The organism is Methylobacterium sp. A52T, from assembly GCF_053346095.1.
Genome location: NZ_JBKFBI010000030.1, coordinates 24,350 through 47,239 on the forward strand (window position 1 = coordinate 24,350; position 22,890 = coordinate 47,239).

The window sequence follows — 22,890 nt, forward strand, 5'->3', positions numbered from 1 at the left end:
CTCTTCTCAGGGCCTTTCTCAGGCCTCTTCTCAAGCCCCTTCAGCCGCCTCGCCGAGCAGCGTCCGGACGAACCGGCGGGTGCGCGGGTCGGCCGGCCGGGCGAAGACGTCCGCGGCCGCGCCCTGCTCGACGATCTGCCCCCCTTCCAGGAACACCACCGTGTCGGCGACGCGCCGCGCGAGGCGCAGGTCGTGGGTCGCCATCAGCATGGTCGTGCCCTCGCCCGCGAGGCCGGCGAGCACGTCCACCACCTCGGCGGCGAGTTCCGGGTCGAGGGCCGAGGTCGGCTCATCGCAGAGCAGCAGGCGCGGGGAGGGGGCGAGCGCCCGGGCGATCGCCACCCGCTGCTGCTGGCCGCCCGACAGGCTGGCGGGCCAGTCCGCGGCCTTGTGGGCGAGGCCGACGCGCTCCAGCAACTCCAGGGCGCGCGTCCGCGCCCGGTCCTGCGGCCACTTTCCGACGGTGACGAGCCCCTCGGTGACGTTCTCCATCACGGTCCGGTGCGGGAAGAGCTGGAAGTTCTGGAACACCATGCCGGTCTGCCGGCGCACGGCGAGCACGTCCCGCCGCGCCGGCGGGCTGCCGGGCCGGAAGGTGAGGCGGATGTCGCCGAGGGTCAGCGTCCCGGCCTGCGGGACCTCCAGCAGGTTCGCGCAGCGCAGGAGCGTCGACTTGCCCGAGCCCGACGGGCCGATCAGCGCGGTGACCCGCCCCTCCGGCACCGCGAGGTCGACGCCCCGCAGGACCGGGTTGTCGCCGAAGCGCTTCTCGATGGCCGACAGGGCGATCACGCGCGGGCCTCCAGGTAGCCGCCGTAGCGCCCGAGGCGCCGCTCCAGCAACGTCTGGAGCCAGGACAGCAGCGTCGACAGGACGAGGTAGATCAGCGCCACCTCGATGTAGAGGATCAGCGGTTCGTAGGTGACAGCGACGATGCGCTGGGCCGCCTGGAACAGCTCCGGCACCGTGATGGCGGCCGCGAGCGAGGTGTCCTTCACCAGGGCGATGAAGGAGTTGGCGAGCGACGGCACCGCCACCCGCGCCGCCTGGGGCAGGATCGTGCGGCGCAGGGCCTGGACCGGCGTCATGCCGGTGGCGTAGGCGGCCTCCCACTGCCCCTTCGGGATGGAGGCGATGGCGGCGCGGACGATCTCCGACGTGTAGGCGCCGACGTTGAGGGTGAACCCGATCACGGCGGCCGGGAAGGCGTCGATCAGGATACCGGTGCTCGGCAGGCCGTAGAAGATCACGAACAGCTGCACGAGGAGCGGCGTACCCCGGAAGATCCACACGTAGAACCACGCCAGGGCCGCCAGGGGCCGGGGCGCGAACAGGCGCACGAGGGCGGTCCCGAGCCCCAGCGCGAGGCCCAGCACGAAGGTGATGAGCGTCAGCGGCACGGTGAAGCGCAGGCCGGCCGCGAGCAGCGGCCCCAGCGACTGGAGCATGAGGTCGAGCCAGTGCGGCACGGGGCGGCGTCTCCTACCGGGCGATCGAAGCGTGGGGCTGTACGGGGCGGCGCCCGGGCGGGATCCGTCCGGGCGGGCCCTCGGCGGACGGTCTACTTGGAGACGTCGGCCCCGAAGTACTTCTGGGCGATCGCCGCGTAGCTGCCGTCGGCCTTGATCGCCTCCAGCGCCTTGTCGATCGCGGCCTTCAGCGCCGGGTTGTTCTTGCGCATGATGATCCCGGAGGCGTCCGCGTCGGCCTGCTCGGCGGCGATCTTCACCGGGGCGTTCGGCTTCTGCTTGTGGAAGTCCAGGAACGACAGGCTGTCGTTGACGGTGGCGTCGGCGCGGCCGGTGAGGACGAGCTGGACCGACTGGTCGAAGCCGTCCGTCCCGACGAGTTCGGCGCCGGACTGCTCGGCGAGGCGCGCGAAGTTGCTGGAGAGGCTCTGGGCGGCCTTCTTGCCCTTGAGATCCGCGAAGGACTTGATGTCGGACCGGTCCGCCCGCGTGATCAGCACGGCCCGCGCGCGGATGTAGGGCTCGGAGAAGTCGAACTTCGCCTGCCGCTCCTTGGTGATGCCGACCTGGTTGATCACCACGTCGTAGCGCTTGCCGTCGAGCCCGGCGATCAGCCCGTCCCACTTGCCCTCGAGGAATTGCGGCGTGACGCCCAGCTGCTCGGCGACCTTGCGGCCGATCTCCACGTCGAAGCCGACGAGCTGCCCGGACGCGTCGTGGAACGTGAAGGGCGCGTAGGTGCCCTCGGTGCCGATGCGCAGGGTCTTGGCGGCGCGAATCGCGTCGAGATCGTCGGCCCGCGCGGGCGCGCCGGCGATTGCGCCGAGGAGCGTCGCGGCGACGAGGGCCGCGACGCGGCTTGCAGAGAAGAATCGCATTACAGTAGCTCCGAAAAGAAAACGCCGTTCTCGTGCGGCCGCCGCGCCCGATCTCGGCTGTCGATGGACAAAGCAAAGAAGATCTTGGCCGTACAGGAAAGCCGGTGGGCTTGTCGACAGCGCGCTGCGCGCCCCGGAACGCGCCAGGATCGAGGCCGCGTGCTAAGAGGCGGCCGGATCCCGCCCGCGGACACGGTCGTCCGCCGGGATGCGCGATCCCGGCAGAAGGACCGCGCATGACCTCGTCTGTCCCCGCCTATCGCGGCGTCTTCCCGGTCGCCCCCACGGTCTTCGACGCGTCGGGCGCCCTCGACCTCGACGGGCAGCGCCGGGCCGTCGACTTCATGATCGACGCCGGCAGCCAAGGCCTGTGCATCCTGGCCAACTTCTCCGAGCAGTTCGTCCTCACCGACGACGAGCGCGAGCGGGTGATGCACGCCGTGCTGGAGCACGTGGCCGGCCGCGTGCCGGTGATCGTGACGACGACGCACTTCGCCACGCAGGTCTGCGCCGAGCGCTCGCGCCGCGCCCAGGAGGCCGGCGCCGCGATGGTCATGGTCATGCCGCCCTATCACGGCGCCACGATCCGCGTGCCGGAGCTCGGCATCGTCGACTTCTTCCGCGCGGTCTCGGACGCGATCTCCATCCCGATCATGATCCAGGACGCGCCGGTGGCCGGCACGCCGCTGTCGGCGCCGCTCCTGGCGCGCATGGCCCGGGAGATCGCCAACGTCGCCTACTTCAAGATCGAGACCGCGGGCGCCGCGGCCAAGCTCCGCGAGCTGATCGCGCTCGGCGGCGACGCGGTCGTGGGCCCCTGGGACGGCGAGGAGGCGATCACCCTGATGGCCGACCTCGACGCCGGCGCGACGGGTGCGATGACCGGCGGCGGCTACCCGGACGGCATCCGCCAGATCACCGACGCCTACGCGGCGGGCCGCCGCGACGAGGCGATGGACGCCTACGCGCGCTGGCTGCCGCTGATCAACTACGAGAACCGGCAGTGCGGCCTGCTCGCCTGCAAGGCGCTGATGGCCGAGGGCGGGGTGATCGCGAGCGAGACCGCGCGGTTGCCGATCCAGCCCCTGCACCCGGCGACGCGGGCCGGCCTGATCGAGCTCGCCCGGCGAAACGACGCGCTGGTCCTGCGCTGGGGCCGCTGAGCCGCCCCCGCCCGACTCAGTGCGCCGCCGCGGCCGGCACCCGGGTCCCGAGCGCGCCCGCGAGCCGGCGCACCGCCTCCCGCGCCAGGTCCGGGCTGATGGCGAAGCACATCCGCACCAGGCCCTCGCCCTCGGGTCCGAAGGCGGTGCCGGGCGCCACGCCGACCTTGGCCTCCCGCAGCAGGCGCAGCGCCAGGTCGAGACTCGGCTCGTCGCCGCCCATCCGGGCCATGAGGTAGAAGGCCCCGTCCGGCGGCGCGACCGTGACGCCCGGGAGGCGCGACAGCCCCTCCACCAGGATCGCCCGGGCCTCGGCGCAGCGGTCCACCATCGTGCGGATGAAGCCGTCGCCCTCCTCGAGGGCCGCGATGCAGGCGTGCTGGACGAAGGTCGGGATCGAGGTCGTGCTGTACTGCCCGAGCTTGGCGAACGTCGGTGCGAGGCCGCGGGGATAGATCACCCAGCCGGCCCGCCAGCCGGTCATCGCCCAGTTCTTCGAGAAGGTGTTGGTCACGATCAGCCGGTCGTCCTCCGTGCAGATCTGCAGGAAGGACGGCGCGATCCGGTTGCCGTAGGTGAAGTGGGCATAGACCTCGTCCGAGAGGATCCAGAGGCCGCGCTCCCGGGCGAGGTCGCGCAGGGCCGTCATCTCGGCGGGCGGCATGGTCCAGCCCGTCGGGTTCGAGGGCGAGTTCACCATGATCACCCGGGTGCGCGGCGTGATCGCCGCCGCGATGTCGGCGAGCGGCAGCGCGAAGCGCCCGTCCGGCAGGCGGCGGTACGGCACCGTCACGGGCACGCCGCCGGCGATGCGGACCGCCTCGCCGAGATTGGGCCAGGCCGGGGAGGGGATGATCATCTCGTCGCCCGGCTCCAGCAGCACCTGGCCCGCCTGCATGATCGCGTTCATGCCGCCCGCCGTGACGCCGAACCGGTCCGGCGGGATCTCCACGCCCCAGTGGCGGGCATGGTAGGCGCCGAGCGCCGCGCGCAGCGCCGGCAGCCCCAGCGACGTGGTGTAGCGGGTGTGCCCATCGAGCATCGCCCGGTGCGCGGCCTCGACGATGAAGGGCGGCGTCGGCAGGTCGCCCTCGCCGATCCACAGCTTCACCACCTCCGGGTCGTCCCGCCCGCGATCCGCCACGAGGCCGATCTGGCTCGTGCCGATGCCGCGGATGCGCGCCGACAGCGCGGCGGCGAGATCGACGGGCGCGGCGGAGACGAGGGTGTCGGCCATGGCGGCGCGTGCTCTCCGTGCGTCGGGACGCGGCGTCCCGTCGCGCGGCGCGCGTCCAGGGGCCCGCGTGGTCCCGACCTGTGAGGAATCCGGCGACCCTGACGCGTTCGGGCGCGGACGTCCAGACCCCGAGGCCGGATCGACCCCGGACGCCGGCGCATGGCCGGGGCGCCGCACCGGCGACACAGAATGTTTTGACTTTTCAGAAATTTCTGAAATTGCTATACGCCGAGTCGCGCACAGAGCCGGAGGCACGACGTGCTCGCCAACCTCGATCCCTCGATCCTCGCCCGCATCCAGTTCGGGTTCACGGTCGCCTTCCACATCGTGTTCCCGGCCTTCTCGATCGGTCTCGCGAGCTTCCTCGCCGTGCTGGAAGGGCTCTGGCTCGCCACCGGGCGCCAGGTCTTCATGGATCTGTTCAAGTACTGGCTCAAGATCTTCGCCATCGCCTTCGCGATGGGCGTCGTGTCCGGGCTGGTGATGTCCTACCAGTTCGGCACGAACTGGTCGGTCTTCTCCGACAAGACCGGCCCGGTGCTGGGGCCGATGATGGCCTACGAGGTGCTCTCGGCCTTCTTCCTGGAGGCGGGCTTCCTCGGCGTGATGCTGTTCGGGATGCGCAAGGTCGGGCCGCGGCTGCACTTCGCGGCGACGCTGATGGTGGCGGTCGGGACCTGCTTCTCGGCGTTCTGGATCCTGGCGGTGAACTCGTGGATGCAGACGCCGGCGGGCTACGGCACGAATGCCGAGGGCCAGTTCGTGCCGCTGGACTGGTGGGCGATCGTGTTCAACCCGTCCTTCCCGTACCGCCTCGTGCACATGGTCCTGGCCGCCTACCTCACCACCGCGCTGGTGGTGGGCGCGGTCGGCGCGTGGCACCTGCTGCGCGACCGGGCGAACCCGGCCGCCCGGACGATGTTCTCGATGGCGATGTGGATGGCCGCCCTGGTCGCGCCGGTCCAGATCCTCGCGGGCGACGCGCACGGCCTCAACACCCTGGAGCACCAGCCCGCCAAGGTCATGGCCATGGAGGGGCACTTCCGGAGCCACCCGGACGGCGCGCCGCTGGTGCTGTTCGGCCTGCCCGATCAGGAGGCCGGGACGGTGCGCTACGCGGTCGAGATCCCGAAGCTGTCGTCGCTGGTGCTGAAGCACGCCCTCGACGCGCCCCTGAAGGGGCTCGACAGCCTGCCGCGGTCGGAATGGCCGCCGGTGCCGATCGTGTTCTGGTCGTTCCGCATCATGGTCGGGCTCGGGATGCTGATGCTGCTCCTGGGCGCCCTCAGCCTCCTCGCCCGCTGGCGCGGCGCCCTCTACGCGTGGCGCCCCCTGCACCGGTTCGCGGTGGCCATGGGCCCGGCGGGCTTCGTGGCGGTGCTGGCCGGCTGGATCACCACCGAGGTCGGGCGCCAGCCCTACACCGTCTACGGCCTGCTGCGCACGGCGCAGTCGGCCTCGCCGCTGCACGCGCCGGCGGTGGCCGCCTCGCTCACCGCCTTCGTGGTGATCTACTTCGCGGTCTTCGCCATGGGCACCGGCTACATGCTGCGCCTGATGGGCCAGCCCCCGCATGCCGGCGAGAGCGGGATCGAGCCCGGCGCGCCGATCCGGACGGCGGGCATCACGCCCGCCCCGGCGATCGACCCCGACCGCCACCTCCAGCCGGCCGAGTGAGGGACCCATGGCCTACAGCGTCGATCTCACGGTGGTCTGGGCGCTCGTGATCGCCTTCGCGGTGTTCGCCTACATCGTCATGGACGGCTTCGACCTCGGCATCGGCCTCCTGTTCCCGGTCCTGCCGCCGGGCGCGGAGCGCGACACCGCCATGAACTCGGTCGCGCCGGTCTGGGACGGCAACGAGACCTGGCTGGTGCTGGGCGGCGGCGGCCTGTTCGCCGTCTTCCCCCTGGCCTACGCGGTGATCCTGCCGGCGCTCTACGCGCCGATCATCGCGATGCTGCTCGGGCTGATCTTCCGCGGCGTCGCCTTCGAGTTCCGCTGGCGCGATCCCCGCCACCGCGCCGCCTGGGACGTGGCCTTCGCGGGCGGGTCGCTGGTGGCGGCCCTCGCGCAGGGCATCACGCTGGGCGCGCTGCTGCAGGGCATCGCGGTCGAGGGGCGGGCCTATGCCGGCGGCTGGTGGGACTGGCTCACGCCCTTCAGCGTCCTCGTCGGCGCGAGCCTGGTCGTCGCCTACGCGCTGCTCGGGGCGACGTGGCTGGTGATGCGCACCGAGGGCCTGCTCCAGCTGCGGGCCCGGCGCTTGGCCCTGCGCCTCACCGCGGCGACGGTGGCGGCCATCGCCCTCGTCAGCGCGGTGACGCCGTTCCTCCAGGGCCGCTACTACGAGCGCTGGCTGGCGATGCCGAACGTGCTCGTCACCGCGCAGGTGCCGCTGCTCGTGGGACTCGCGGCCTTCGCCCTGTGGCGCACCCTGCGGGGCGGCGCCGAGCGGGCGCCCTTCCTGATCGCGCTGGGGCTGTTCGCCCTGACCTTCCTGGGGCTGGGCATCAGCATCTTCCCCGACATCGTGCCGGGCCGGATCACGATCTGGCAGGCGGCCGCGCCGGAGGCGAGCCAGATCTTCCTGCTCGCCGGCGCCTCGGTTTTGATCCCGATCATCCTGTCCTACACCGCGTACGCGTACTGGGTCTTCCGCGGCAAGGTCGACGCGCACGGATATCATTGATGGCACCCGCAGCAGCACAGCCCCTCTGGAAGCGCCTCGCGTGGTTCGTGGGGCTCTGGGCCTCCAGCATCGTCGGTCTCGGCTTCGTCGCGACGGTCCTCCGGTATTGGCTCAAGAGCTGATAGACCGGGGAGCGCCCGCCTGACCTCTCCCCGCGTCGGATCCCTGCCGTGCAGCTGCCACCGCTCGTCCAGACCTTCGTGCTGCATTTCGGCGAGATGGGCTCGCGCTGGGGCATCAACCGGACCGTGGGGCAGATCTACGCCCTGCTGTTCGTGGCCGAGCGGCCGCTCAACGCCGACGAGATCGTCGAGCGGCTCGGTGTGTCGCGCTCCAACGTCAGCATGGGCCTGAAGGAGCTCCAGGCCTGGAACCTCGTCCGGCTCCAGCACCGGCCCGGCGACCGGCGCGACTACTTCACGACGCCCGAGGACATCTGGCAGATCGTCCGCACGCTGGTCGAGGAGCGCAAGAAGCGCGAGGTCGACCCGACGCTGACTCTCCTGCGCGAACTCCTGATGCAGGAGCCGGCGACCGAGGAGGAGCGGCACGCCCAGGCGCGCCTGCGGGAGATGCACGACCTCTTCGAGCTGTTCGCCGGCTGGTACGCGGACGTGCGCCGCCTCGACACCGAGCGCCTCGTCCAGCTCCTGACCCTCGGCTCGAAGGTCCAGAAGGTCTTGGAGATGAAGGATCGCCTGACCCGCCTGCCGGGCCGGATCGGCGGCCGGTCGGCCAAGCCGGACTGAGCCGCCTCGCGGCCGATCAGGCCTCGGCGAGCGCCCCCCGGTAGAGGGCGATGAGCGAGGCGCCGACATGCTCGATGTGGCGCCGCAGGCAGGCGGCCGCCGCATCGAACGTCCGGTCTTCGCACAGGGCGAGGATCTGCGCGTGCTCGCTGACCGCGCGGGTCGCGTCGTCGGAGGTCGCGATCTGCAGCCGCGTCGGCCGCTCGCAATCCTGCAGGAGCGCTGAGACGATCGCCAGCGACCGCGGCCGGCCGGCGTGCCGGATCAGGTCGAGGTGGAAGCGGCTGTTCAGGTCGCCCCACCGGAGGACCTGACCGGTCTCCAGCGCGGCGCCGTACTCCTTCGAGAGGGCGTCGAGATCGCGGATGTCATCGCGGGTCAGGTGCGGGGCGGAGAGCAGGAGCAGTTCCGGCTCGAGCTGGACGCGCAGCTGGAAGATGTCCTCGACCTCCTGCAGCGACAGGCCCGTCACGACCGCCCCGCGATGCGGCACGATCCGCACGAGCTTGCTGGCTTCCAGCTGCAGCAGGGCCTCGCGCACCGGGATCCGGCTGATCCCGAACTCCTCCGCCAGGGCGTCCTGGCGCAGCTGCACCCCCGGCGGCAGTTCACCGTTCAGGATCTGCTCGCGGAGCGAGTCCGCGACGGCCGCCGCCACGGTCTTGTGCCGCAGCCGGTCGGGTGCCGGACGTCCGGGAACCGAAGGGGACATCAAAACCTCAGGAGAATCGTATACATTTATACACGTCACGCTCATGCCTGGAAATTCTGCGGCTGTCCAATGCCAGATTGCCCTCGATAAACTTGAAGTTGATTGGCCCGGGGTTCGCAACAGCGTGGGAGGTCTCGGCTGTTCTCCCGGAGATGGAACAGCAAGGAGCAGGCCGTTGCCGCAGGCGCGCGTGCTCGCCGGTAACGCACCTTCGTGAATACGGCATTGATCCAGGTGAATGACGCGCTCGGATCGAGCGCGCCGGCGCGGATTCACCGGTTCGTCGAATCGTGCCGGAGGGGCGGCGCGGCCCAGGGCGCCTGGCCGAGGGTCTGGGCGAGATGGGCGATCAGCGCCGTCACCCGCGCCGGCCGCGGATCGCCCGGCGGCATGACGAGGTGCAGGGCGATCGGCGGCGGCGACCAGGCCGGCAGCACCCGCTCGAGGCGCCCGGCTTCGAGGTCGTCCCAGATCATGAAGTCGGGCTGCAGGGCGAGGCCGAGGCCGGCCCGCAGCGCCGGCGCCAGCGCCTCGGCGTTGTTCGCCCGGAGCTGACCCGCCGGCACCACGACGGCCTCCGCGCCGCTCCCGTCCACGAAGCGCCAGCGGTCCGGCGTCGGCAGGTAGGCGTAGCCGAGGCAGGTGTGGTGGACGAGGGCGTCCGGGTGCTCGGGCCGGCCGTGCCGGTCGAGATAGGCGGGCGTGGCGACCAGCGAGCGGCGGATCTCGCAGAGCCGGCGCGCGCGCAGGGAGGAATCCGGCAGGGCCGCGATGCGCAGCCCGATGTCGAACCCGCCGCCGACGAGGTCGACGACCGCGTCCGACAGGTGGAGATCCACCGAGACGGCCGGGTAGTCCCGGAGGAAGGCCGGCAGGATCGGGGCCACGTGCATCACGCCGAAGGTCATCGGCGCCGCGAGCCGCACCAGCCCGCGCGGCTCCGCGGCGCCCGCCGTCGCCAGCGCCTCCGCGGCCTCGCCCTCGGCGAGGATGCGCGCGGCGCCGTCCTTGGCGGCCTGCCCGGCCTCGGTGAGGGCGAGCTTCCGCGAGGTCCGGTTGAACAGGCGGGCGCCGATCCGCAGTTCGAGCCGGCTCACCGCCTTCGAGACCGTGGCCTTCGACAGGCCGAGCTCCGCGGCGGCGCGGCCGAAGGAGCCGGTCTCCACCACCTTGGCGAACACGGCCCAGGCCTCGAAATCGGGCAGTCTCATCGATCAGATCCGGAAACGATAGGTTTCCACCGTTTCTATTTTCGCCGCCCATGGCAAGGGGCACATTCCCGTCATCGCAACAGGCCGCCCGCCGCGGCCTTCCGTCGGGAGACATCGCCATGGTTCAGACCGGCCTCCACCACGTCACGGCCTTCTCCGGGCCGGCCCTGCGCAACCTCGACTTCCACACCCGCGTCCTCGGGCTGCGTCTGGTGAAGAAGACCGTCAATTTCGACGATCCGGGCACCTACCACCTGTACTACGGCGACGCGGCCGGCCGGCCCGGCACGATCCTGACCTTCTTCCCGATCGAGCACGCCGCGCCCGGCCGGGTCGGGATCGGCGAGACCCAGGAGACGGCCTTCCGGGTTCCCCGCGCCTCCATCGGCTGGTGGACCCACCGGCTCATCGAGAAAGGCGTGGCCCACGAGCCGCTGGTCCAGGTCTTCGGCGCGCCGACGCTGCGCTTCCGCGACCCGGACGGCATGATGCTCGCGCTGGTGGGCGTCGATGTCGGCGACGCGGAGGGCTGGGCGTCGAGCGAGGTGCCGGCCGAGCACGCGATCCGCGGCCTGCACGGCGTCACGCTCCTCCTCGACAGGGCCGAGGCGACCGCCGCGATCCTCACGGAGGTGCTCGGGCTGGAGGAGGTCGGCCGCGAGGGCAACCTGATCCGCTTCGCGGGCAGCGCCGAGCTCGGCGGTCTCGTCACCCTGCGGGCCGTGGGCGGGTTCCTGCCCGGCCGCCCCGGGGCGGGCTCGGTCCACCACATCGCGTTCCGGGCGGCGGACGACGCCGCGCAGGCCGCGATGGGCCGGGCGCTCGCGGCGCGGGGGCTCCACGTCACCGAGCAGCGCGACCGCCAGTACTTCCGCTCGATCTACTTCCGCGAGCCCGGCGGCGTTTTGTTCGAGATCGCCACCGACGCGCCCGGCTTCGCGGTAGACGAGCCGATCGAGGCCCTCGGCCAAGCCCTCAAGCTCCCCGCCGGCCTGGAGCCGCACCGGGCCGAGATCGAGGCGGTCCTGCCGAAGGTCGCCTGAGCCGCGACACCACCATGCCCGCCCCGCGCCAGCGCGGGGCGGGACCTCTCCCCGTCACCCGTGAGGCCACCATGACCCAGGACACCGCCGGCTTCATCCACCGCTTCGAGCCCGGTCCCGACACCGCGCGTCCGCTGCTGCTCCTGCACGGGACCGGCGGCGACGAGACCGACCTCCTGCCCCTCGGCCGCGCGGTCGCGCCGGAGGCCGCCCTGCTGGCGCCCCGCGGCGCCGTCAGCGAGAACGGCATGCCGCGCTTCTTCCGGCGCCTGGCGGAGGGCGTCTTCGACGAGGCGGACCTGCGCCGCCGCACCGGCGACCTCGCGGCCTTCGTGGCGGCCGCCCGGACGCGGTACGGGATCGGCGCGCCGGTGGCGCTGGGCTTCTCGAACGGCGCCAACATCGCCGCGTCGCTGCTGCTGCTCCGGCCGGAGACCCTGGCGGGCGCGGTCCTGATCCGCCCGATGGTGCCGTTCGCCGAGCCCCCGGCCGCGGATCTCGCCGGCCGGCCGGTCCTGATCCTCTCCGGGGCGATGGACCCGATCGTGCCCGCCGAGAACGCGCGGCGCCTCGCGCAGCAGCTCACCGCGGCCGGAGCCCGCGTCGAGCACCGGATCCTGCCGACGGGCCACGGCCTGTCGCGGGCCGATATCGGCCTGGCGCTGAACTGGCTTCGCGGCCTCACACTTCCCGAAGCGGCCTGAGCCGGCCGCGCACGACAGGACGGAGCGTTCGACGATGTCCCCGATCTCCTCTTCCAGCGCGACCGCCCTGCTGCCGGTGACCGGCCGGGTCCTGATGAGCGCGATCTTCCTCGTGAGCGGCGCCGGCAAGCTCGCGGCCCCGGCCGCGACGCTCGCCACCATCGAGGTGGCCCACCTGCCGCTGCCGCCGCTCGCCTACGCGGCGGCGACCTCCGTGGAGGTCGTCGGCGGGCTGCTGCTCGTCGCCGGCTACCGCGCCCGGCTGGTCGCCCTGGTCCTCGCGCTCTTCGCGGTGGCCACCGCGGTGACCTTCCACGCGGCCCTCGGCGACCAGAACCAGATGTTCCACTTCCTGAAGAACCTCGCCATGGCCGGCGGCTTGCTTCAGGTCGCGGCCTTCGGGGCCGGCCCGCTCAGCCTCGACGCGCGGCAGGGCCGGGCCTGACCGGTCCGTCGGTCCGCGCGATCCCCGCTTCTCGCCCTCTGCCTTTGCCCTCTGCCTTTCCGACCCTCGGGAGACCACGATGCCCTACTTCACCGCGCAGGACGGCACCCAGATCTACTACAAGGACTGGGGCGCCGGGCAGCCGGTGGTCTTCAGCCACGGCTGGCCGCTCAACGGCGACGCCTGGGAGGACCAGATGCTGTTCCTCGCGGAGCGCGGGTTCCGGGTCATCGCCCATGACCGGCGCGGGCACGGTCGCTCCGGGCAGCCCTGGTCGGGCAACGACATGGATACCTTCGCGGACGACCTCGCCGGGCTGATCGCCCATCTCGACCTGCGCGACGCGGTGCTGGTCGGCCACTCCACCGGCGGCGGTGAGGTCGCCCGCACCATCGGGCGGCACGGGACCGCGCGCATCGCCAAGGCGGTGCTGGTCGGGGCCGTGACGCCCCAGATGGTCCGGACCGACGCGAACCCGGGCGGCCTGCCCCGGGACGTGTTCGACGGCATCCGCGATTCGGTCCTGCGCGACCGGTCGCAATTCTTCAAGGACCTGAGCGACCCGTTCTACGGCGCCAACCGCCCCGGAGCCGCGGTCAGCGACGGTATGCGGGAGACGTTCTGGATGCAGGGCATGATGGCGGGCCTGCGGAACGTGCACGCCTGCGTGGCGGCCTTCTCGGAGACCGACTTCACCGAGGACCTGAAGCGCATCGACGTGCCGACCCTGCTCGTGCACGGCGACGACGACCAGATCGTGCCGATCGACGCCGCCGCGCGCGCCGCCGTCAAGCTCGTGGCGGGCGCCGTGCTGAAGGAGTATCCGGGCGCCCCGCACGGGCTGGCCGCCACCCACAAGGACAGGCTCAACGCCGACCTGCTCGCCTTCATCCAGGGCTGAGATCCCGGGTCGCGTTGACCGGCGGCCTTCCCCGCGCCGGTTCGGGCTCCTAAAGCCTGCGACGGGCCGCGCCGCGGCCCGACAGACGCCAGAAGCCGCACGGATCCCCGCATGCCGACCTCCGACGCACCGCTCACCATCGGGATCATCGGCGCGGGAATCATGGCCGAGCGCCTGCTCGGCGCGATTCACGGGGCGGCGGACTCGCCCGTTCGGGTCGCGGCGATCTGGGACTCGGCCCCGGCGGCCCTGGACCGGATCGGCACGGCCTTCCCGGCGGTGCCGCGGGTGGCCGATTCCGCCGCCGTCGTGGCGGCAAGCGACTGCGTCTACGTCGCCTCGCCACCCGCCTCGCATCTCGGCTACGCCCGCGCCGCCCTGGCGGCCGGCCGGAGCGTCTTCTGCGAGAAGCCGCTGGCCATCGATCGCGCCGATGCCCGCGCCTTCGTGGCGGAGGCGAGGGGCGCGGGCGCGGTCAATTTCCCGTTCGCCTCGTCGCCGGGCGTGGCGACGATCGAGCGCTGGATCGCGGCCGGCGCGGTCGGCACGCCCCGGGCGCTCACCGTCGCGGTGGCGTTCGCCCGCTGGCCCCGGCCCTGGCAGGCCGACGCCGCCCGCTGGCTCGACGCGCGCGGCGAGGGCGGCTTCACCCGCGAGGTGATCTCGCACTTCCTGTTCCTGGGCCGCCGCCAGCTCGGCCCGCTCGCCGGGCTCGCCGGACGGATCGACTTCCCGGAGCCGGGCCGGTCCGAGCGCGCGATCGACGTGACGCTCACGGCGGGCGGGATCCCCGTCACCCTCACCGGCCGCGTCGGGGGCGTCGCGGCCGACGACCACAACACGTGGACGCTGGAGGGCGACGCGGGCGCCGTCCGGCTGCGCGACTGGGCCATCGCCGAGCGGCGGGGCGCCGACGGGCGCTTCGAGCCGGAGCCCGACGCGATTCCGAACGAGAAGCTGCGGCCGATCACGCTCCGGCGCCAGCTCGAGGGCGTCGTCCGCATGGCGCGCGGCGAGCCCCACCACCTCGCCACTTTCGCGGAGGCGCTCGACGTGCAGGAGGTCGTCGAGTCGATCCTGACCCTGTGAGGGCGGCCCGCGACGGGGTCAGGAATCCAGCAGGTCGATCAGGAACGGGATCAGCGGCGCGTCGGCGGGCGGCATCGCGAGGTCGCGCAGGGCCTTGGGGCGCACCCACTTGAGCGCCTGCCCCTCCATCGACCGCGGCGTCCCCGTCCAGCGCCGGCAGATGTAGAGCGGCATCAGCAGGTGGAAGTCCGGGTAGGCGTGGCTCGCGAAGGTCAGCGGCGCGAGGCAGGGCTCCTCGACCCGGATGCCGAGCTCCTCCGCCAGCTCGCGGATCAGCGTCTGCTCGGGGCGTTCGCCGGGCTCGACCTTGCCGCCGGGGAACTCCCACAGGCCGGCGAGCTGCTTGCCCGCCGGGCGCTCGCTCACGAGGACGCGGCCGTCGACGTCGATGAGGGCGACGGCGACCACGAGGAGCAGGCGCAGGGGCGCGGCCGCGGGAGCGCCGTCGGGGGCGTTCTCGGGCGCGCTCACTGCGCCACCGCGAAGGTGGCCGAGACCTCGGAGGACATCGGGATCGTGCCCGCCTCCAGCGGCACCCGCCGCCCCTTGGCGGCCATCGGCGCCGCGCGGGCCATCTCCAGCGCCGGGCGGTACGGCGTGCCGGCCGCGGCTGTGCTCAGCGTGCAGAGCGGGCCGAGCTTGGCGCCGACCGCCTCGGCGAGGGCCTCGGCGCGGCTCCGCGCGTCCCGGGTCGCCGCCACCTGGAGGGCCGCCTCGCTCTTGTCCGGGTCGCGCAGCCCGAAGCTCACGCCGTCGATGCGGTTCGCGCCGGATTCGAGGGCCTGCCGGAGCAGGTCGCCGAGGCGGTCCATGTCGGCGAGCCGGACGGTGACGAGGTTGCTGGCGCGGTAGCCGTCGGGCTCCTCGGTGACGGCACCCCCCGGCCGGGCGACGGTGCGGGTCGCGGTCTGCAGGGTGACGGCGGCCGTGCCGAGATCGGCGGGCGGGACCCCGAGGGCGCGGGCCTGCGCCGAGACCCCGGCCACCGCCTTCGAGGCGGCGTCGAGGGCCGCCGCCGCACTCGCGCCGCGCGCCTCGATGCCGACCGTCACCTCGGCGAAGTCCGGCGCCCGCGTCTCCGACGCGCGCCCGACGACGCTGATGTGGCGCTTGCAGGCCGCGTCGTCGGCCCGCGCCGCGGTCGCCAGGCTCAGGACGAGGAGGGCGCCGGACAGGACCGCCCTCACGAGCGGTAATCCCCGTTGATCTCGACGTAGGCCTTGGTCAGGTCGCAGGTCCAGACGCGGGCCGTGCCGTCGCCCAGGCCGAGATCGACCCGGACCGTGATCTCCGGCTCGCGCATCACGGCGCTCGCCGCCGCCTCGCTGTAATCGGGGTCGCGGGCGCCCTGGACCGCCACCCGCACGTCGCCGAACCAGATCGCGAGCCGGTCGCGGTCGGCGGGCTCGCCGGCCTTGCCCACGGCCATCACCACGCGGCCCCAGTTGGCGTCCTCGCCGGCCACCGCGGTCTTCACCAGCGGCGAGTTGGCGATCGACATCGCGATGCGGTGCGCGGAGGCGTCGCTCTCGGCGCCGGTGACCCGCACGGTGACGAACTTGCGCGCGCCCTCGCCGTCTTTGGCGACGAGCTGGGCCAGCTCGACCAGCAGGCCGTCGAGCGCCTCCCGGAAGCCGGCGAGCCGCGGGTCGGCGGGATCGCTGATCGCCGGGTTGCCGGCCCTGGCGGTGGCGAACAGCATCAGGGTGTCGGAGGTGGAGGTGTCGCCGTCCACGGTCACGCAGTTGAAGCTCGTCTTCGTCCCGGCCGAGAGGAGCGCCTGCAGCACGTCCTGCGGCAGGGCCGCGTCGGTGAAGACGAAGGACAGCATCGTCGCCATGTCGGGGGCGATCATGCCGGCGCCCTTGGCGATGCCGTTGATCGTCACGCGCACGCCGTCGATCTCGGCCGTGCGCGTCGCGAGCTTCGGGAAGGTGTCGGTGGTCATGATCGCCCGGGCCGCCTCGGTCCAGGCGGCCGGCCCGTCCTCGGCGCGGGCCGCGCAATCCGCGAGAACGCCCGCGAACCGCTCCGCCGGGAGCGGCTCGCCGATCACGCCGGTCGAGGCGACGTAGACCTCGCGCGCGCCGCAGCCCGCCGCCTGCGCGGCGATCTCGACGGTGCGCGCCACCGCGTCCCGGCCGAGCCGGCCTGTGAAGGCGTTGGCGTTGCCGGAATTGACCACGAGCGCCCGCGCCGAGCCGTCCGCCAGGGCGTCGCGGCACCAGTCCACCGGCGCCGAGGGGCATTTCGAGCGGGTGAACACCCCCGCGGCCCGGGTCCCGGCCTCCAGCGCCACGTAGAGCACGTCGGTGCGGCCGCTGTAGCGGATCCCCGCCTGGGCGGTCGCGATTCGCACGCCCGGCAGGGGCGGCAGATCGGGCATCGCGGTGGGCGCCAGCGGGGAGACGGGAGGGGCTTTCGCGGACGACATCGGCTCGGGCTCCGGCAGCGCGCGGCTCAGGTCCCGCGGCGGCCCGGTGTTGCCCGCGCGACCCCGCCGGCGTCAACTCCGTGCCCAGCCTATGATCAGGCCGCCGGAGTGCTTCGCCTTTGTGCAACGGCGGCGCCGAATGCGGCGCGACGACGGCGCCGGGCTTGCGTGTGGATTGCATCCCAGCTTAGCATGCTGCATCGCAAAGCCAGCGCGAAGTCGAGTGCGGAATGCCCCCAGCCGACGACGAGACTGCCTCGAGCAGCCTTCCCCAGGGCAGCTGCTACCGGATCCAGGTTCTGGTGGTCGGCCGCCACAAGCGCTGGCGCGACGAGGTCTCGGCCCAGGTCCGGATGCTGGGCTACCAAGTCACCGCCTGCGACCGCGGCGTCGACGCCATGACGGTGCTGGCCCTGGGCCTGCCGGTGGACGTGATGGTGGTCGACACCGCGCTCCAGGGCGGCCTGTGCTGCGCGCAGCTCGCCGTCGAGGCCCGGGCCCTGCGCCCGGCCCTGCGCATCATCCTCGCCAGCGACCCGGTCGACGCGATGGGGCCGGAAGCGTCGGCCCGGGTGCCCGACGTGCTGCTCGTCCCGCGCGACCAGCTCCAGAACGGGATGGTCGCCACGACCATGCGCGAGGCGCTGGCGAGCCGCGCCGCCTGAGCTCCGGGGCGACGGCCTGATCGGACCCGGACGGCCCGCGAGCCGAGGGTCTGAGCGATCCGTCGATCGAATCGCGGCCGAGGCGCCTCGGGCCGTCGCCGAGTCTCCCCGCAGGTCGGGATTGTAGCGCGGGTCTTCCTGCCCGATGTCAGCAACGCGGGCCGGACCGTGCCGCAATGCAAGTGCATCGCCCGCGTGATCCGGCGCGAGCGTGTGCCGCGCGGAGTCTCGACGCCGCTCGGCAGCGGACACGCGCAAGGCGAAGCTTCCGGGTGGACCGGGAGGCGCCGTCAGAACTGATCCATCGCGACGAGAACGCACCGATTGCCGTTTGCGCGCGCGGCCCGGCGACTGTGGCCACCGCGTGTGCCCGAGATATCAAGTCTGTCTCGAAGTATTGTCGCCCATGATCTATAATACAAGTTGAACTTGATCACGTGACACGATGTTGTCATGATCGTATCGTCTATCGTGTGGCCGAAAGTCCGGCTTCTTCTGTGGAAGATACGTCCGTGAGAACTGGGATACGCGCCCGCCTCTACGCGGGATTTGCGATGCTCGTCATGATCACGGGCATCATCGGCGCATTCACGATCTACCAGCAGGCTGTCATCGGCGCGGACCACGCGCTCCAGGAGCGCGTGGAGCGGGGGGCGCAATCGGTCCTGATGATCGACGGTCACGCCGCACGCCTCATCGGGACGGCCGAACGGTACCGGCTCCAGCCGGATCCCGACCTGATCGCCGCGATGGAGCAGACCCGGCAGGCGATCGAGCAGACCTGCGACCGGTACTTCTCGCTGGCCATGACGGACGGGGGGCGGAAGCTCTACGACGACGTGCGGGAGGCCGCCCGCGCGATGAAGCCGGAGTTGGAACGCCTCGCGGCGTCGGGCGCGAGCCTGCGCGAGGCCAGGACGAAGCTCTACGAGGCCGGCAACGCGCTCACCACCCTTCTCGCGAGCCTGCTCGCGGACGTGCGCGCCCGGACCGGCGAGACGATGCTCGCGCGGGTCGAGCACGTTGAGAACGCCGTCCTGCGGTCCCGCATCGCGTCGGCCCGCTTCGTGATCGGCCTGGACGCCCATGACCGCGACGCCTTCGAGCAGCGGGTCGAGCAGGCTCTGGCGGCCCTGGACGCGTTCAAGGACACGCAGGGCGGCGCGGTCTTCGCGCAGCAGGTCAGGGCCGTCCGCGACGCGCTGGTCGCCACCGCGGCCGGCTTCCGCGCGTACGATCGGGCGGTGGCGTCGGCGAAGGCGACGTTCGAGACCGGGATCAAGCCCCACACCGACGCGATCGACCGGCTCGGCATCGCGCTGCGCGACCGGATCGTGGCCGCCGGCGAGACGATTTCCCGGGAGACCGCGCGGGCGGCGAGGCGGGCCCGGTACATCCTGATCGGCCTCGTCGCCGCGGCCCTGCTCCTCGGGGGTATCCTGGCCTTCGTGCTGGCCCGCAGCGTCATCCGACCGGTCGCCGGCATGACGGAGGCGATGACGCGGCTGGCCGAGGGCGATCTTCACGTCGCGGTGCCGTACCGCGCGGCGACCGACGAGATGGGCGCGATGGCCAAGGCCGTCGACGTCTTCCGCCAGAACGCGGTCGCGCGGGCGGAGCTCGAGGCGGCGCAGGCCGCCGAGCGGGAGGCCCGCCTGCGCCGGGCCGAGCGGGTCGAGCAGCGCGTCCACGCCTTTCAGGCGAAGATCGCCGCCGCGCTCGACATCGTCACGGCGGCGACCAGCGAACTCGACGCGACCGCGCAGGCGATGACCCGGGTGGCCGACAACACCAACAGCCAGGCCGTGACGTCGAGCTCGGCCGCCGCCCAGACCTCGGCCAACGTCCAGACCGTCGCGGCCGCCGCCGAGGAGATGGTCTCCTCGCTCCAGGAGATCGAGCGGCAGGTCGTGCGCTCGAACGCGGTGGCCGGTCACGCCGCCCACGAGGCCGAGGCGACAAATGCCGCCATGGCGAGCCTGCACGCCGCCGCCGAGCAGATCGGGGCCGCCGTGATGATGATCTCCGGCATCGCGAGCCAGACCAACCTGCTCGCCCTCAACGCCACCATCGAGGCGGCGCGGGCCGGCGAGGCGGGACGCGGCTTCGCCGTCGTGGCCTCCGAAGTGAAGGAACTCGCCGCCCAGACGGCGCGGGCGACCGAGGAGATCGGCGGCCAGATCGCCGCGATCCAGGCGGCCTCCGGGCAGGCCGCGGAGGCGATGGCGCAGATCGCCCGCACGATCGCCTCCGTGAACGAGATCAGCGGCGCCATCGCGGCGACGGTGGTGCAGCAGACGGCGGCCACCGGCGAGATCTCGCGCAACGCCGGCGAGGCGGCGCGGGGCACGGAGGGCGTCTCGGCCAACGTGGCGCGCGTGCTGGCCGCCGCCCGGGAGGCCGGGACCGCCGCCGCGCAAGTTCAGAGCGCGGCGGCCGAGCTGGCGACGCAGTCCCTGACGGTCAAGCGCGAGGTCGACAGCTTCCTCAGCGACATCCAGGCCGCGTGAGCGACCGGCCTAGATGGCGGCGGCGGGGTCGCTCTCGTCGCCGTCGCCGTCCCGGCTCCGCCGGTCGCGCGGCCGCCGGTCCAGGAACGAGCGGCCGATGGCGCGCAGGGGCGCCGTCAGGCGGCGGACATCCTCGGCCCGCTCCATGATGCGCTCGCCGTTGCGGATCTCCTTGTCGAGCCACGCCATCGTCCGGGCGAGCGCCGGATCGTCGTCGTCCAGCCAGACCTGGGTCACGCGGGCGAAGGCGATGACCACGCCCTGCAGCTTGAGCTGTCCGAGCGACCCCTCGGTGTCGATCCCGGCCGCCGCCAGCATGTAGCGGTGCGAGTTCAGCATCACGCCGTTCAGCGCCAGCATCGAGAGCGGCTCGCCCCGGAGCGCGTAGGCGATCCGGCGCAGCGCCGGCTTGTAGGGCTCCATGGCGTCGAGGCGGCGCATCAGCACGTCGAACAGCCGCTCGCGGGTCGGCTCCTCCTCGAGACCCGTGAGATCGCCCTCCAGAACCTTGCGGTCGATGATGCGGGTCAGCCCGCCGAGGACCGCCCCCTTCGACGGGAACAGGTCGCGCAGCTCGGCGAGCGTCAGGCCCGCCTCGCGGGCGATGTCGCTGACCTCGATGTCGTTCCAGGGCTGCTCGGCGGCGAGGCGCATCAGGGCTTCGACGGCGGCCTCCCGGGGCGACAGCTTCGGCGCCCCGCCCTGCGTCCCCGAATCGTCGGTCCCGGTCTTGCTGCTCTCCTGCGCGACGCTCGCCTGGGCAGCGCTCTCTCGGGCAGCGCCTTCTCGGGCGTCGCCCGCCTTGGCGGGGCTCGCGGCCTTGCGGGGCCGCTTCGAGGGGGCTTTGCTGTCGGTCATGGATCGGTCGCCCGGTCTGATCGGTCGTGTGGCCTCATGTAGGCGGGCGGGCCGCGAAGGGCAGGTCCGTCGCGCGGCCATGCCGCACGGACGCCGCCCGATGTCAGCCCCTGATGCCAATGCCCGATGCCAACGCCAGATGTCAGCCGGACAGTTCCCCGGCCCGCCGACGGGCCGCGGCCACGGCCTCGCGCATCAGCGCGCCGAGGCCGTCCTCCCGCATCAGCACGTCGAGGGCCGCCGCGGTGGTGCCGCCGGGCGACGTGACGTTGCGGCGCAACTCCGCCGCCTCGGCCGGGCTGGCATCGAGGAGCGCGCCGGCCCCCGCCACGGTGGCCCGGGCGAGGCGGCGGGCGACGTCGGGCTCCAGGCCGGCCGCGATGCCGGCCTCCGCCAGCGTCTCGGCCAGAAGGAAGACGTAGGCCGGTCCGGAGCCCGAGACCGCCGTCACGGCGTCGATCTGCGCCTCGTCGGCGAGCCACGCCACGGCGCCGTTGGCCGCGAACAGGGCCTCGGCGGCCGCCCGCTGCGCGGGGGTGACCTCCGAGCTCGCGCAGGCACCGGTGGCGCCCCGGCCGATGCTCGCCGGCAGGTTGGGCATCGCCCTGACGATCGCCCGCGCCCGCGGCAGCCGGCCGCGGAGATCCGCGACGGTCTTACCCGCCAGGATCGAGACGAGGAGCGTGTCGCGGCCGATGAGCCGATCGAGCCCGGGGGCCGCCGTGTCCAGGCCCTGCGGCTTGATCCCGAGGACCAGGACGTCGCCGGGCTCGGGGTCGGACGGGTTCAGGGCGATGCCCCGCTCGGCGCAGAGATCCACGATCGGGCGCACGGGCACCGGGTCGACGATGGTGGTGCGGCGGGGATCGAGGCCCGCCTCCAGCCAGCCCGCCAGCATCGCGCCGCCCATCTTGCCGGCCCCGGCCAGGACCAGGGAGGCGGGCATCCGCGCCGTGGTGGCGCCCGGGGCGGTCACGCCTCGCCTTCGGTCTCGAACAGGACCGCGTCGAGGGCCTCGCGGGCGCTCTTGCCGGCCCAGAGGACGAACTGGAACGCCTGGAAGTAGCGCTCGCAGGCGTCGACCGCCGTCTTCATCATGGTGGCGCATTGCGGGTGGGTCGGGACGGCGCCGCCGGTCAGCAGGAGCGCGTGCCGGAACATCACCACGCTGTCGGTCGTCCAGAGGTCGAAATGGCCGACCCAGAGCTGCTCGTTGATCAGCGCGATCAGGCGCATCACCTCGGTGCGCTGCCGCTCCGGCACCTTGAGGTCGAAGGCGCAGGCGACGTGCAGCGCCTCGACGTCCTCGATCCACGTGAAGGCGACGTTGTAGTCGGTCCAGCGACCGGGGCTCGTGACCGACATCTCGTCGGTCTCGGCCCGGTCGAAGATCCAGTCGCGCAGGGAGGCCAGCCGCTCGACGACGTCGAGCGGATGCTCGTTCCGGTCCGGGTCGTGGAAGTCGACGTTGAGAAGCGGCATGACGATCCAAAAGGACGACCCGGACGAGATCCGGCCCGACGTGGCGGTGACGCGAAACCGGAGCGCGAGAACACTCCGAGAACTGGAACGACCGGCAGATCTAGGCCGGCGGTGACGCGATCGACTGTCGAAGCTCTGCGGACATCGCCCCGCAGCCCCCGAATCACCCTATGCCCGACTATAGACCGGCCGTGACTCGCGACACAAAGTGCAGGTCACATTCAGTGAACAGGAAACCGGATCGTCGACGCCGCTTCCTGTGTAAAAGCCCGCGGCGTTGCCGCGGAGACTCAGACCACCTCGCTCAGGCCCGCGGCGCCCGCTCCGGCGCTCCCGGATCGCGCCTCCAGGGCCGCCACGCGGGCCGTCAGGGCCTCGTTCTGCGCCTGGAGCTGGGTCACGAGGTCGCGGAGCACGTCGAGCTCCTCGCGGGAGGCGATGTCGAGGTCGCGGACGACGCGCTCGAGCTGCGCCCGGACCACGGTCTCGGCCTCGCGGCGGACGCCCTGGGCGGCGCCGGCGGCGTCCGTCATGAGGCGGGCGAGGTCGTCGAACAGTCGATTGGAGGGGGGCATCGGGGTCTCCCGGATCGGCCGGCTGCCGCGGCGGCCGCCTCGCGGGGGCGTACGCGACGAGGGGGGAAGGAAA

General features: G+C 72.7%; 25 protein-coding genes. 12 read left to right on the plus strand and 13 right to left on the minus strand.

The window, feature by feature from the left end; all coding sequences use genetic code 11:
• Positions 1 to 30: 30 nt before the first annotated feature.
• The 3 genes from ACLBYE_RS10130 to ACLBYE_RS10140 all read right to left on the minus strand — a co-directional run bounded on the left by ACLBYE_RS10130 (position 31) and on the right by ACLBYE_RS10140 (position 2,347).
• Positions 31 to 792 (minus strand): amino acid ABC transporter ATP-binding protein, encoded by a 762-nt coding sequence (locus ACLBYE_RS10130; protein WP_447694068.1) that lies wholly within the window; start codon positions 790 to 792, stop codon positions 31 to 33.
• On the minus strand, positions 789 to 1,469 hold the full coding sequence (locus tag ACLBYE_RS10135) for an amino acid ABC transporter permease (RefSeq protein ID WP_447694069.1): 681 nt from the start codon (positions 1,467 to 1,469) through the stop codon (positions 789 to 791). Before ACLBYE_RS10135 ends, ACLBYE_RS10130 begins: the two co-directional genes overlap by 4 nt.
• A 92-nt stretch (positions 1,470 to 1,561) precedes the next feature.
• Positions 1,562 to 2,347: an amino acid ABC transporter substrate-binding protein gene (locus tag ACLBYE_RS10140; protein ID WP_447694070.1), complete on the minus strand. Its 786-nt coding sequence runs from the start codon at positions 2,345 to 2,347 to the stop codon at positions 1,562 to 1,564.
• 236 nt (positions 2,348 to 2,583) lie between these two features.
• Between ACLBYE_RS10140 and ACLBYE_RS10145 the strand changes: the two genes are divergently transcribed.
• On the plus strand, positions 2,584 to 3,510 hold the full coding sequence (locus ACLBYE_RS10145; protein ID WP_447694071.1) for a dihydrodipicolinate synthase family protein: 927 nt from the start codon (positions 2,584 to 2,586) through the stop codon (positions 3,508 to 3,510).
• Between the two features lie 16 nt (positions 3,511 to 3,526).
• Here the strand turns inward: ACLBYE_RS10145 and ACLBYE_RS10150 are convergent, their stop codons facing one another.
• Positions 3,527 to 4,747 (minus strand): pyridoxal phosphate-dependent aminotransferase, encoded by a 1,221-nt coding sequence (locus ACLBYE_RS10150; protein WP_447694072.1) that lies wholly within the window; start codon positions 4,745 to 4,747, stop codon positions 3,527 to 3,529.
• Positions 4,748 to 5,005: 258 nt separating this feature from the next.
• On the opposite strand from ACLBYE_RS10150, the gene ACLBYE_RS10155 reads away from it, so the two are divergent.
• Genes ACLBYE_RS10155 through ACLBYE_RS10170 form a run of 4 tightly spaced genes read left to right on the plus strand, consistent with a single transcriptional unit; the run spans position 5,006 to position 8,188 of the window.
• Positions 5,006 to 6,424 carry a cytochrome ubiquinol oxidase subunit I gene (locus ACLBYE_RS10155; RefSeq protein ID WP_447694073.1) on the plus strand — a complete coding sequence of 473 codons (1,419 nt, stop codon included), beginning with the start codon at positions 5,006 to 5,008 and terminating at the stop codon, positions 6,422 to 6,424.
• A 7-nt stretch (positions 6,425 to 6,431) separates the two neighbouring features.
• On the plus strand, positions 6,432 to 7,439 hold the full coding sequence (cydB, locus tag ACLBYE_RS10160) for a cytochrome d ubiquinol oxidase subunit II (protein WP_447694074.1): 1,008 nt from the start codon (positions 6,432 to 6,434) through the stop codon (positions 7,437 to 7,439).
• Positions 7,439 to 7,561, plus strand: coding sequence for a DUF2474 family protein (locus ACLBYE_RS10165; RefSeq protein ID WP_331294531.1), 123 nt, complete (start codon positions 7,439 to 7,441; stop codon positions 7,559 to 7,561). Before cydB ends, ACLBYE_RS10165 begins: the two co-directional genes overlap by 1 nt.
• A 48-nt stretch (positions 7,562 to 7,609) precedes the next feature.
• Entirely contained in the window at positions 7,610 to 8,188 is a 579-nt protein-coding gene (locus ACLBYE_RS10170) for a GbsR/MarR family transcriptional regulator (protein ID WP_100251599.1), read from the plus strand.
• Between the two features lie 16 nt (positions 8,189 to 8,204).
• On the opposite strand, the gene ACLBYE_RS10175 is transcribed toward ACLBYE_RS10170, so the two are convergent.
• Positions 8,205 to 8,900: a GntR family transcriptional regulator gene (locus ACLBYE_RS10175; protein ID WP_447694075.1), complete on the minus strand. Its 696-nt coding sequence runs from the start codon at positions 8,898 to 8,900 to the stop codon at positions 8,205 to 8,207.
• Between the two features lie 272 nt (positions 8,901 to 9,172).
• Positions 9,173 to 10,111: a LysR family transcriptional regulator gene (locus tag ACLBYE_RS10180; protein WP_447694076.1), complete on the minus strand. Its 939-nt coding sequence runs from the start codon at positions 10,109 to 10,111 to the stop codon at positions 9,173 to 9,175.
• 119 nt (positions 10,112 to 10,230) lie between these two features.
• Between ACLBYE_RS10180 and ACLBYE_RS10185 the strand changes: the two genes are divergently transcribed.
• The 5 genes from ACLBYE_RS10185 (at position 10,231) to ACLBYE_RS10205 (ending at position 14,293) form a co-directional block, all read left to right on the plus strand.
• Positions 10,231 to 11,154 (plus strand): ring-cleaving dioxygenase, encoded by a 924-nt coding sequence (locus tag ACLBYE_RS10185; protein WP_447694077.1) that lies wholly within the window; start codon positions 10,231 to 10,233, stop codon positions 11,152 to 11,154.
• Between the two features lie 71 nt (positions 11,155 to 11,225).
• A complete protein-coding gene (locus ACLBYE_RS10190) occupies positions 11,226 to 11,858 on the plus strand; it encodes an alpha/beta hydrolase (RefSeq protein ID WP_447694078.1) in 633 nt (210 codons plus the stop codon).
• 34 nt (positions 11,859 to 11,892) lie between these two features.
• Positions 11,893 to 12,303, plus strand: a complete 411-nt coding sequence (locus ACLBYE_RS10195) for a DoxX family protein (protein WP_447694079.1) — start codon at positions 11,893 to 11,895, stop codon at positions 12,301 to 12,303.
• Between the two features lie 79 nt (positions 12,304 to 12,382).
• Positions 12,383 to 13,204, plus strand: a complete 822-nt coding sequence (locus ACLBYE_RS10200) for an alpha/beta fold hydrolase (protein WP_447694080.1) — start codon at positions 12,383 to 12,385, stop codon at positions 13,202 to 13,204.
• A 111-nt stretch (positions 13,205 to 13,315) separates the two neighbouring features.
• Positions 13,316 to 14,293 carry a Gfo/Idh/MocA family protein gene (locus ACLBYE_RS10205; RefSeq protein ID WP_447694081.1) on the plus strand — a complete coding sequence of 326 codons (978 nt, stop codon included), beginning with the start codon at positions 13,316 to 13,318 and terminating at the stop codon, positions 14,291 to 14,293.
• Between the two features lie 18 nt (positions 14,294 to 14,311).
• Here ACLBYE_RS10205 and ACLBYE_RS10210 read toward each other — a convergent pair whose 3' ends face one another.
• The 3 genes from ACLBYE_RS10210 to argJ are packed head-to-tail and all read right to left on the minus strand — an operon-like array spanning position 14,312 to position 16,727.
• Positions 14,312 to 14,764, minus strand: a complete 453-nt coding sequence (locus ACLBYE_RS10210) for a (deoxy)nucleoside triphosphate pyrophosphohydrolase (protein ID WP_447694082.1) — start codon at positions 14,762 to 14,764, stop codon at positions 14,312 to 14,314.
• Positions 14,761 to 15,480, minus strand: coding sequence for an SIMPL domain-containing protein (locus tag ACLBYE_RS10215; protein WP_020090947.1), 720 nt, complete (start codon positions 15,478 to 15,480; stop codon positions 14,761 to 14,763). The genes ACLBYE_RS10210 and ACLBYE_RS10215 overlap by 4 nt, the downstream gene beginning before the upstream one ends.
• A complete protein-coding gene (gene argJ / locus ACLBYE_RS10220; protein WP_447694083.1) occupies positions 15,477 to 16,727 on the minus strand; it encodes a bifunctional glutamate N-acetyltransferase/amino-acid acetyltransferase ArgJ in 1,251 nt (416 codons plus the stop codon). The genes ACLBYE_RS10215 and argJ overlap by 4 nt, the downstream gene beginning before the upstream one ends.
• Before the next feature lie 230 nt (positions 16,728 to 16,957).
• Here argJ and ACLBYE_RS10225 point away from each other — a divergent pair, with 230 nt between their 5' ends.
• Both ACLBYE_RS10225 and ACLBYE_RS10230 read left to right on the plus strand, forming a co-directional pair.
• Complete coding sequence (locus ACLBYE_RS10225; RefSeq protein ID WP_447694084.1) at positions 16,958 to 17,392, plus strand: histidine kinase; 435 nt, start codon at positions 16,958 to 16,960, stop codon at positions 17,390 to 17,392.
• 563 nt (positions 17,393 to 17,955) lie between these two features.
• Positions 17,956 to 19,902 carry a methyl-accepting chemotaxis protein gene (locus ACLBYE_RS10230; protein WP_447694086.1) on the plus strand — a complete coding sequence of 649 codons (1,947 nt, stop codon included), beginning with the start codon at positions 17,956 to 17,958 and terminating at the stop codon, positions 19,900 to 19,902.
• Between the two features lie 9 nt (positions 19,903 to 19,911).
• Here the strand turns inward: ACLBYE_RS10230 and ACLBYE_RS10235 are convergent, their stop codons facing one another.
• The 4 genes from ACLBYE_RS10235 to ACLBYE_RS10250 form a co-directional block, all read right to left on the minus strand.
• Positions 19,912 to 20,760 carry a TetR/AcrR family transcriptional regulator gene (locus ACLBYE_RS10235; protein ID WP_447694085.1) on the minus strand — a complete coding sequence of 283 codons (849 nt, stop codon included), beginning with the start codon at positions 20,758 to 20,760 and terminating at the stop codon, positions 19,912 to 19,914.
• 142 nt (positions 20,761 to 20,902) lie between these two features.
• Complete coding sequence (proC, locus tag ACLBYE_RS10240; protein ID WP_447694087.1) at positions 20,903 to 21,706, minus strand: pyrroline-5-carboxylate reductase; 804 nt, start codon at positions 21,704 to 21,706, stop codon at positions 20,903 to 20,905.
• 26 nt (positions 21,707 to 21,732) lie between these two features.
• Positions 21,733 to 22,242 (minus strand): type III secretion system chaperone family protein, encoded by a 510-nt coding sequence (locus tag ACLBYE_RS10245; RefSeq protein ID WP_020090942.1) that lies wholly within the window; start codon positions 22,240 to 22,242, stop codon positions 21,733 to 21,735.
• A gap of 290 nt (positions 22,243 to 22,532) precedes the next feature.
• Positions 22,533 to 22,817: an accessory factor UbiK family protein gene (locus ACLBYE_RS10250; protein WP_020090941.1), complete on the minus strand. Its 285-nt coding sequence runs from the start codon at positions 22,815 to 22,817 to the stop codon at positions 22,533 to 22,535.
• Between the last annotated feature and the right edge of the window lie 73 nt (positions 22,818 to 22,890).